The organism is Microcystis sp. LE19-84.1B, assembly GCF_027531875.1.
Lineage (GTDB): Bacteria > Cyanobacteriota > Cyanobacteriia > Cyanobacteriales > Microcystaceae > Microcystis > Microcystis panniformis.
Map to the genome: position 1 here is coordinate 1 of NZ_JAPZSR010000395.1, position 1,814 is coordinate 1,814.

Consider the following 1,814-nt stretch of genomic DNA (forward strand, 5'->3'; position numbering starts at 1 on the left):
CCAATAGATTGGGATGGCTCTCTTGTCATAAATTAGACTCACCATCAAGATATTAATTGCTCCCCAACTCGTTCGGTCTATGGCAATATATACTAATCCTTTTATTGTGAATCTCTCCTGCTGTTTTAACATCTCTTTTAAGCAGAGAAACCAGATTTTTTCAATATTCAGATTTTCCAGCTTTAAAAATCTTTTTAGTTTTTTTCTCCGACTCTCAAACAGGATCGGTATTGGTAATGCTTCTGCTAATATCTCTAACTTAGCTTGCTTTAGTATTTGCCAGGTTCCAACTATCATTAACAACAGTAGATATCTGGCTCGTCCCAGTTCATTCTCTAAGACTTTCTGGTATAGTTCACTTATCATTTTCGTTATTTAGGTCATGTATAGTAAATATGACTTATCTTTTTTGGGAGTCTGTGTCTGTATTCCATGCTACATAAGCTTTTCAGCTTGCTTGTCCCCCTGTCAGAAAAAAAAGAAAAAAGAAAAACTAAGTAAAGAGCCAAAAAAAGCCAACCGTCAGTTATCACAACGGCGCCTAGTTATAGAACATATTCATCGTCGTCTCAAAATATTTCGGATACTTTCATCAAGATACAGAAATCGCCGACGGCGATTTGGTCTGAGATTGAATTTGATTGCTGGTATCTACAATTACGAACTTCGTTACCGACAAAAGGATATATCTTGATTACTTTTGCAAGAGATCTTATGATTCAGGTATTGGGAACGCACCAGGCCCATTTGGTGAATAAGGCGCTCGCACTTCCTACCTTATAAGACAACTTATCGATTTTGTATATATATTTTATAGATGCTAATGGAATTTGAATGGGATGAAAACAAAAATCGACAGAATCAACAAAAACATGGGATAAACTTTGAAGAAGCCAAAGAAATCTTTCAAGGGATTTACTTCACTGCGATCGATGACCGTTATAACTATGGAGAAATACGAGAGATCGGTATCGGTACCATCCGAGGTACTGTTATCGTCACCGCGATCTATACTGATAGAAACGGCAAAATCCGCCTAATTTCCGCCCGAAAAGCCACACCCAAAGAAAGGAAACAATACAATGACTATCTCCGACGAACGACTTAAAGAAATCGAAAATATCCCCGACTCCGCCATAGATACATCTGATATACCCGAACTCGACGATCATTTCTGGTCCAACGCCACACTGGTCAAACCCATCACGAAAAAAGCCATCTCGATTGGGATAGACGAAGATATTTTGGATTGGTTTAAAAGCCGAGGTAAAAACTATCAAACGATGATTAATACCGTTCTGCGTTCCTATGTCGAGCATTATCAAAAGTAAACTAATACAAATTTAGTGCGATCGCTGACTAGTGTAGCCCATTTGGTGGATAAGGCGATCGCGCTTCCTACCTTATAAGACAACTTATCGATTTGCTTGAGCGAAACCCAACACCATCATCTCAACAAATTCTACTTGGGGCTTGCTGAATAAAAGTGCGATCGCCCTGATCTTGTACTCATCGTTCGCTCATTTTTTCGAGCAAGAGGGGGTCAAACAGGTTAAAAAGCTTACCCAATAAAGGATTGAGCGACTCGGACTGACTCGGTTTCATCCCGAAGCCAAGTAGTCAGTAGTATAAATAGACTCCTCTATATTCATTAACCTTAAGATTTGTTGTTGTACGAAGTTAAGGGCAGAAATTTCTCTTGAATCCTCTCGATGGATGTACAAAGTGATGTTATTAAAAGCCCTTAACATCTTTTCGGCTGTGGGACGATTAGTGGCGCGTTTAGGATTTCCTTCATAGAGTCCAGCTAAACT

General features: G+C 39.1%; 3 protein-coding genes and 2 pseudogenes. 3 read left to right on the forward strand and 2 right to left on the reverse strand.

Going from position 1 to position 1,814, the window contains the following annotated elements:
- A pseudogene (locus tag O9324_RS22170) lies at nucleotides 1–297 on the reverse strand (IS4 family transposase); the annotation flags it as partial.
- A gap of 172 nt (nucleotides 298–469) precedes the next feature.
- Between O9324_RS22170 and O9324_RS22175 the strand changes: the two are divergent.
- The 3 genes and pseudogenes from O9324_RS22175 to O9324_RS22185 all read left to right on the forward strand — a co-directional run.
- Nucleotides 470–694, forward strand: a pseudogene (locus tag O9324_RS22175) (transposase family protein); the annotation flags it as partial.
- Between the two features lie 129 nt (nucleotides 695–823).
- Nucleotides 824–1,108, forward strand: coding sequence for a BrnT family toxin (locus tag O9324_RS22180; RefSeq protein WP_287725991.1), 285 nt, complete (start codon nucleotides 824–826; stop codon nucleotides 1,106–1,108).
- Nucleotides 1,083–1,331, forward strand: coding sequence for a BrnA antitoxin family protein (locus tag O9324_RS22185; protein WP_287725992.1), 249 nt, complete (start codon nucleotides 1,083–1,085; stop codon nucleotides 1,329–1,331). Before O9324_RS22180 ends, O9324_RS22185 begins: the two co-directional genes overlap by 26 nt.
- Nucleotides 1,332–1,601: 270 nt before the next feature.
- Here the strand turns inward: O9324_RS22185 and O9324_RS22190 are convergent.
- A partial coding sequence (locus O9324_RS22190) for a hypothetical protein (RefSeq protein ID WP_502846598.1) occupies nucleotides 1,602–1,814 on the reverse strand: 213 nt, incomplete at its 5' end.

Bases quoted from the DNA above. Each gene is read 5' to 3' on its own strand.
- O9324_RS22180 (WP_287725991.1), top strand. From the start codon at position 824: ATGGAATTTGAATGGGATGAAAACAAAAATCGACAGAATCAACAAAAA.
- O9324_RS22185 (WP_287725992.1), top strand. From the start codon at position 1,083: ATGACTATCTCCGACGAACGACTTAAAGAAATCGAAAATATCCCCGAC.